7 protein-coding genes (1 of these 7 only partly in view) are annotated in these 6358 nt (G+C 63.7%); 4 read left to right on the forward strand and 3 right to left on the reverse strand.

Annotated elements, in window-relative coordinates; all coding sequences use genetic code 11:
- The first annotated feature begins 77 nt into the window (after window positions 1–77).
- The gene (locus BraRD5C2_RS27770; protein WP_223974163.1) at window positions 78–878 is read left to right on the forward strand and encodes a phytanoyl-CoA dioxygenase family protein; all 801 of its coding nucleotides are present in this window, start codon (window positions 78–80) and stop codon (window positions 876–878) included.
- A 165-nt stretch (window positions 879–1043) separates the two neighbouring features.
- Window positions 1044–2351, forward strand: coding sequence for an NAD(P)H-dependent oxidoreductase (locus tag BraRD5C2_RS27775; RefSeq protein WP_223974165.1), 1308 nt, complete (start codon window positions 1044–1046; stop codon window positions 2349–2351).
- A 180-nt stretch (window positions 2352–2531) separates the two neighbouring features.
- Here BraRD5C2_RS27775 and BraRD5C2_RS27780 read toward each other — a convergent pair whose 3' ends face one another.
- Together BraRD5C2_RS27780 and BraRD5C2_RS27785 are read right to left on the reverse strand one after the other, a co-directional pair.
- The gene (locus tag BraRD5C2_RS27780; protein ID WP_223974166.1) at window positions 2532–3617 is read right to left on the reverse strand and encodes an NAD-dependent epimerase/dehydratase family protein; all 1086 of its coding nucleotides are present in this window, start codon (window positions 3615–3617) and stop codon (window positions 2532–2534) included.
- Window positions 3604–3915: a hypothetical protein gene (locus BraRD5C2_RS27785; protein ID WP_223974167.1), complete on the reverse strand. Its 312-nt coding sequence runs from the start codon at window positions 3913–3915 to the stop codon at window positions 3604–3606. Before BraRD5C2_RS27785 ends, BraRD5C2_RS27780 begins: the two co-directional genes overlap by 14 nt.
- On the opposite strand from BraRD5C2_RS27785, the gene BraRD5C2_RS27790 reads away from it, so the two are divergent.
- The gene (locus BraRD5C2_RS27790) at window positions 3914–5002 is read left to right on the forward strand and encodes a TRAP transporter substrate-binding protein (RefSeq protein ID WP_207833352.1); all 1089 of its coding nucleotides are present in this window, start codon (window positions 3914–3916) and stop codon (window positions 5000–5002) included. The genes BraRD5C2_RS27785 and BraRD5C2_RS27790 overlap by 2 nt on opposite strands.
- Window positions 5003–5101: 99 nt before the next feature.
- Here BraRD5C2_RS27790 and BraRD5C2_RS27795 read toward each other — a convergent pair whose 3' ends face one another.
- Entirely contained in the window at window positions 5102–5728 is a 627-nt protein-coding gene (locus BraRD5C2_RS27795; RefSeq protein WP_223974168.1) for a hypothetical protein, read from the reverse strand.
- 324 nt (window positions 5729–6052) lie between these two features.
- On the opposite strand from BraRD5C2_RS27795, the gene BraRD5C2_RS27800 reads away from it, so the two are divergent.
- On the forward strand, window positions 6053–6358 hold the 5' portion of the coding sequence (locus BraRD5C2_RS27800) for a GFA family protein (RefSeq protein WP_223974169.1). The gene runs 93 nt beyond the window's last position; 306 of the gene's 399 nt are visible here — the first part of the coding sequence; its start codon is at window positions 6053–6055; its stop codon lies off the right edge, out of view.

Genomic DNA, 6358 nt, shown 5'->3' on the forward strand with positions numbered 1-6358 from the left:
GCGCATCGGGGAGCCTCGAGATTCCGGGTTCGCTGCGCGCACCGGAATGACAAAGATAACAACAGGAGGAAAGCACCATGAAACTGACCCCGGAGCAGATCGAATTTTTCCATCGCGAAGGCTGGCTGTTCCTGCCCGAGTTGTTCAGCCAGGAAGAGGTCGATTTCCTCGCGCGCGAGGCGGTCTCGATCTATGACGCCAACCGCCCTGAGGTGTGGCGCGAGAAGAGCGGCGCGCCGCGCACGGCATTCGCCGCGCATCTCTACAACGAGGCGTTCCGCCTCCTCGGCGCGCATCCGCGCATGATCGACCCCATCGAGCAGCTGTTCGGCGAGAAGGTTTACATGCATCAGTTCAAGATCAATGCGAAGGCGGCCTTCACCGGCGACGTCTGGCAGTGGCACCAGGACTACGGCACCTGGAAGCGCGACGACGGCATGCCGGAGCCGCGCGCGATGAACATCGCGATCTTCCTCGACGAGGTGATGCCGATTAACGGCCCGCTGATGCTGGTGCCGCAGAGCCAGACCGCCGGCGACCTCAAAGCCTCGCACGACCTCGAAACCACGTCCTACCCGCTGTGGACGCTGGATGAAGAGACGGTGACCCGGCTGGTGAAGCAGGGCGGCATCGTCGCGCCGACCGGAAAGCCCGGCGGCATGCTGATGTTCCACGGCAATCTGGTGCACGGATCGAGCGGCAATATCACGCCCTACCCGCGCAAGATCGTCTATCTGACGCTGAACGCGGTCTCGAACTACATCCGCACCCCGACGCGACCCGACTACATCGCGCACCGGGACTTCGCGCCGATCCAGACCGTTGCCGACGGCGCACTGCTGCGGCTCGCACGTGCGCCGCGCCAGGCGGCGGAGTAGTTTCACAAGCTGTCATTCCGGGGCTCGCGAAGCGAGAGCCCGGAATCCATTTGACCGCACATTCGTAGTACGATGGATTCCGGGCTCGCGACTTCGTCGCGCCCCGGAATGACGAATTCTGAATAGTCGCGCGCCCTGCGCGACCGCACCATTGGTAACCAACACATGAACCTGCATCACCTCCTCCAAACCCGCGCTGCCGCCGGCAAGCCGGTTCGCGTGGTCCTGATCGGCGCCGGAAAATTCGGCTCGATGTTCCTGTCGCAGGTGCCGCACACGCCGGGGCTCGAGGTGCCGGTGATCGTCGATCTCGACCGCGATCGTGCGCGCGAGGCGTGCCGCACCGTCGGCTGGGACGATGCGCGGATCGGCGCAACGACCTTTACCGATGACGGCGCCCGCGCGATCGCCGGCGGCGCGTTCGACGTGGTGGTCGAAGCGACCGGCAATCCCGCGGTCGGCATCCGCCATGCCCGCGCGGCGATATCAGCCGGCAAGCATGTCGTGATGGTCAATGTCGAGGCCGATGTGCTGGCGGGCCCGCTGCTCGCCGAAGAGGCGCGCAAGGCCGGCGTGGTCTATTCGCTCGCCTATGGCGACCAGCCGGCGCTGACCGCGGAGATGGTCGACTGGGCGCGCGCCACGGGCTTTCGCGTCGTCGCCGCCGGCAAGGGCACGAAATATTTGCCCGCCTATCACGACGTGACGCCGGAGGGCGTGTGGCAGCATTACGGGCTCACCGCGGGCGAAGCGCAATCCGCCGGCATGAACCCGCAGATGTTCAACTCCTTCCTCGACGGCACCAAATCCGCGATCGAGATGGCGGCGATCGCCAATGCCTGCACGCTCGACGTGCCGTCGGAGGGCTTGCTGTTTCCGCCCTGCGGCGTCGACGACCTGCCGCATGTGATGCGGCCGCGCGATAAGGGCGGCGTGCTGGAGAGATCCGGCATCGTCGAGGTGGTATCGTCGCTGGAGCGCGACGGCCGTCCGGTGTTTCGCGATCTGCGCTGGGGCGTCTATGTGGTGCTGGAAGCGCCGAACGATTATGCCGCCGATTGCTTCAAGCAATACGGCCTCAAGACCGACTCGTCCGGCCGCTATGCGGCAATGTATAAGCCGTATCATCTGATCGGGCTCGAGCTGAACATTTCCGTGCTGTCGGCAGCGCTGCGCAACGAGCCGACCGGGCAGCCGCGCGGCTTCCGCGGCGACGTTGCAGCGGTGGCGAAACGCAATTTGCGCGCCGGCGAGATGCTCGACGGCGAAGGCGGCTACACGGTGTGGGGCAAGCTGATGCCGGCCTCCGCGAGCCTCGCTGCCGGCGCGCTGCCGATCGGGCTTGCGCATCGGGTCAAGCTGAAGAGCGACATCGCTCATGGCGCTGTCGTGCGCTGGAGCGACGTCGAGGTCGACGAGCGCAACGACACCATCAAGACGCGCAAGGCGATGGAGCAGGCGTTTTCGCGGTAGTTTCTTTCACCTCTCCCCGCTCTTTGCGGGGAGAGGTCGGTTCGCATCGATGCGATCCGGGTGAGGGGCGAGGCACACTGCTCGACAAGCAGCATGGTGCTCGCCGGATGGAGACCCCTCACCCCAACCCTCTCCCCGCAAGAGCGGGGCGAGGGAGCGGTTGGTGCGGTACCCACACGACTACGGCAACAACCGCCTCGCCTTCGCCAGCTTGAACCATTTGCGGAACATCGCTTCGGTATCCATCATCTCGGTGAATCCGGCCTGATTGATCTTCACCGTCGACACGATCGAGGGCGGACCGGATTCAGTCTGCCCGTAGCGCATGCTGTAATCGGCATATTGAAGCGACAGGCCGACGAACTCTTCCAAGCTAGGTGCGATCAGATCGTGCTTTCTGCGCAGCTCGTCCCACGGCGCGATCCATTTCGGATACTCCTGCGCCAGCGACAGCGGCACAGGCCGGCCCGGCGCCATCTCGAGCGCATCCGATACCGCGGGCCAGATATTTTCCCAGGTGAAGACGTCGCCATTGGTGACGTTGAAGGCTTCATTGCGCGCGGTCTCCGCATCGCCCGACCAGGCGATCGCGCGCGCCAGGAGATCGACGTCGACCGCCTGCGCGACACGCGGCGCGCCGCCGGGATAGTCGAGCGGCCTGCCTTGTTCGCGCAGCACCGCCGCATAGACGCCGAGCGGCGGGATCAGATCCATCGCACCGCCCATGGCTTCGCCGATGATCAGCACCGGGCGCAGGATGCTCCAGTGCCAGCTCTTGCCGCGTTGCAGCTCACGCAGGAAATTCTCCTGCGCCCAATAGAAATTCGGCTGCTCGTACATCTCCGAGCGGCCCTCGCGCGCCGGCACCGTGAGCGGCCGGACATGCACGCCGTAGGCCTTGGTGCCCTGCAGCAGCGCGACATGCTTGAGATCAGGCGCGACGGGCTCGAGCACACCCATCAGGTTGCGCAGCATGCGGTCGTTGGTTGCGATCTGCCCGGCATCGCGCCAGCCATCGACCAGGCACGGCGCTTCATAAAGTGCGGCATAGATCAGGTGCGTGGCGCCGGCGAGCTCCGCCGCGGCGCGGCGGCAATCCTCGGCGCTGGTGAGGTCGATTCGCACATGCTGCGCACCGTAGAGATCGCGCGGCTTGCGCCGTGACAGCGCGACGCGCTCGCAATCGCCGGATGCGCCGAAGTGTCGCAAGGCGGCGTTGCCCACGAGGCCGGTCGCGCCGGCAACCACAACCTTATTGTTGGCCATGTCCTTGAACTCCCATCAACTCACCTGCCGTCGTAGCAGATCGCAGCACCGCCGGCAGGTATCGGATGAGACCAGCAGCGCCGATTTCCCTTCGCAGTTGCAACCAAGGCTGGCGCTTGCTTTCCTCCGGCAAACCATCATCCTGACCTGTGGAACCGAAGGCTCGGATCTCCACACACAAGAGCCCGTCGAGGGCCACCGGACACAGCACCACAGCAACGTCGATCGATCGGCGAAGAAAGACGGCATCAAGATCGTTCCCCTTGTCGAGGCATCGGCACACAGGAGGGATACGCATGAAGCGTCGTGATTTCTTGAGGGCAGGCGGCGTCGGGCTGGCTGCGACGGCGGTGGCTGCGCCCGCGGTCGCGCAATCGATGCCGGAGGTCAGGTGGCGGCTCGCGGCAAGCTGGCCGAAGGCGCTCGATACGCTTTATGGCGGCTGTGAATTCTTCTGCAAGCGCGTCGCCGAAATCACGGACAACCGTTTCCAGATCCAGTCCTTCGCCGCCGGCGAGATCGTGCCCGGCCTGCAGGTGCTGGACGCCGTCTCCAACGGCACGGTCGAGATGGGCAACACCGCGCTGTATTATTACTGGGGCAAGAACCCGGCCTTCACGTTCGGCACGTCGCTGCCGTTCGGCCTCAACACGCGCCAGCATATTTCCTGGCTGCAATGGGGCGGCGGCAGCGAGCTGATCAACAACCTGCTTGCGGAATACAACTGTGTCGGCATTCCAACCGGCTCGACCGGCGCCCAGATGGGCGGCTGGTTCCGGAAGGAGATCAAGTCGATGGCGGATTTGCAGGGGCTGAAATTCCGCGTCGGCGGCTTCGCCGGCACCATCATCGCCAAGGTCGGCGGCGTGCCGCAGCAGATCGCCGGCGGCGACATCTATCCGGCACTGGAGAAAGGCACCATCGACGCCGCCGAGTGGGTCGGGCCCTATGACGATGAGAAGCTCGGCTTCGTCAAGGTTGCGAAATTCTACTACTACCCCGGCTGGTGGGAAGGCACCGGCCAGGGCCACAATGTGATGAACAAGGACAAGTGGAACGCGCTGCCGAAGCATTATCAGGCCGCGATCCAGGCCGCCTCCGAAGACACCTTCACCTGGGTCACCGGCAAATATGATGCGGTGAATCCGCCGGCGCTGAAGCGGCTGATCGTGGCCGGCGCGCAGCTGCGGCCGTTCCCGCAGGAAGTGCTGGAGGCCTGCTACAATGCGGCCAACGAGATCTATGCCGATCTCGCCAAGAGCAATCCGCATTTCGGCAAGATGTATGCGAGCCTCGCCGCTTATCGCAACGAATCGCTGGCCTGGATGCAGGTCGCCGAGCTTTCGTTCGACAGCTTCATGATGCGGATGCGCACGCGGACCTGAGCCGGTACGGGATCAGGCACAAAAAAAGCCCCGGAGAAATTCTCCGGGGCGCATTTTTGATTCGGATCAGACCTGATTTGGCTTTGATTCCGCGACGGCTCAGTTGTCGTCGTTGCCGCCGAATTGCTCCATCAGCTTGTCGTAGCTCTTGGTCACGACATCGATGTTGCCCTTGTTCTCGACCGGGGGCGGCGGCGACTTCAGGGCTTCGTTGAGATCGGCAAGCGCGTCCTTCTTGTCCTTGGCCGACATCTTCTTGTCGGCCTGGACCTGGGCGATCTGCGCCTTCACCACCGCCTCGGGACCGACATACTTCTTGGTCTGCGGATCGAAGCCGCCGAGCACCAGCGAGATGTTGTCGACGACGCTGTTGTAGTCGTCATAGCTGGCAAAGCCATTCTTTTTGGCGATGGCCTCGAGCTGGGCGACGATCTTCGCATCCGGCTTGGCGTCCTGGGAAAGTTTTTCAGTGATCGGGTCCATTTCCTTGGCGGCCGCGATCGCGCCGTCGATCTGCTTGTCGGTGAGTGCGATCTGCTTGATCGGGGGCGCCTGGTCCTGTGCCGGAGCTGCGGCCTGCGCGGCGGGCGCGGGCTGCTTTGCCGCCGGCGCCATCTGCTGCTGCTTGGCCTGCGCAAATGCGCCGCTGTTCGACGCCGCGGTCATTGCGATCGCAAGACATGCGACGCTCAACGCAGCAGTTACGGGACGGACGATCTCACGCATGGAAGTCTCCTTGTTGGGGCAGGTTTGTTGCCGAGCTTCTTGAGTGGAACTGGTACGGAAATCGAAATGAACGGCCCATGAACTTTCGTCGTAGACGATGACGAGCAATCGTGGCCGAATGATCACAATGCGTTCAAGGAGTGTTGATCGCGGCGTTCACGCCTGAGCGGCGATTGAACAAGAATCGTGCACCGATGCAGCGGCCGAAACCCGACCCTGATGCGCGCAAGCCGATCCGGCGGAAACATTGTTCGGCGTGCAATTCGATCGTTGTGCCACGCTGCTCGGCGCGCAGATGCTGCGGGCCAGCGCGAGGACAGAGACATGACTTGCTATCGGGGATCCAGCCATTGCGGAGCAGTGACATTCCGGATCGACGCGGACGTCCGCGAGCTGACGACATGCGACTGCTCGCTTTGTCTCCGGAAGAACGCCGTCATGACCAAGGTCCACGAGAGCGAGCTCAGGATTCTGAGCGGCAAGGATCTGCTGTCGACTTACGTCTGGAACATGAAGCGCGCGAAGCACTTCTTCTGCTCGCGCTGCGGCGTCTACACGTTTCATCGCAAGCGCGCCGCGCCCGACCATTTCGGCGTCAACGTTTTCTGCCTGGAGAATTTCGATGTCGGT

Origin of the sequence: Bradyrhizobium sp. RD5-C2 (assembly GCF_019972155.1) — a bacterium.
Taxonomy (GTDB): domain Bacteria; phylum Pseudomonadota; class Alphaproteobacteria; order Rhizobiales; family Xanthobacteraceae; genus Bradyrhizobium.

What these genes read in the sequence shown, in the direction of transcription:
- BraRD5C2_RS27780 (WP_223974166.1), bottom strand. Translation starts at nt 3,617, where the DNA reads ATGGCCAACAATAAGGTTGTGGTTGCCGGCGCGACCGGCCTCGTGGGC.
- BraRD5C2_RS27795 (WP_223974168.1), bottom strand. Translation starts at nt 5,728, where the DNA reads ATGCGTGAGATCGTCCGTCCCGTAACTGCTGCGTTGAGCGTCGCATGT.
- BraRD5C2_RS27775 (WP_223974165.1), top strand. Translation starts at nt 1,044, where the DNA reads ATGAACCTGCATCACCTCCTCCAAACCCGCGCTGCCGCCGGCAAGCCG.
- BraRD5C2_RS27785 (WP_223974167.1), bottom strand. Translation starts at nt 3,915, where the DNA reads ATGCGTATCCCTCCTGTGTGCCGATGCCTCGACAAGGGGAACGATCTT.
- BraRD5C2_RS27790 (WP_207833352.1), top strand. Translation starts at nt 3,914, where the DNA reads ATGAAGCGTCGTGATTTCTTGAGGGCAGGCGGCGTCGGGCTGGCTGCG.
- BraRD5C2_RS27770 (WP_223974163.1), top strand. Translation starts at nt 78, where the DNA reads ATGAAACTGACCCCGGAGCAGATCGAATTTTTCCATCGCGAAGGCTGG.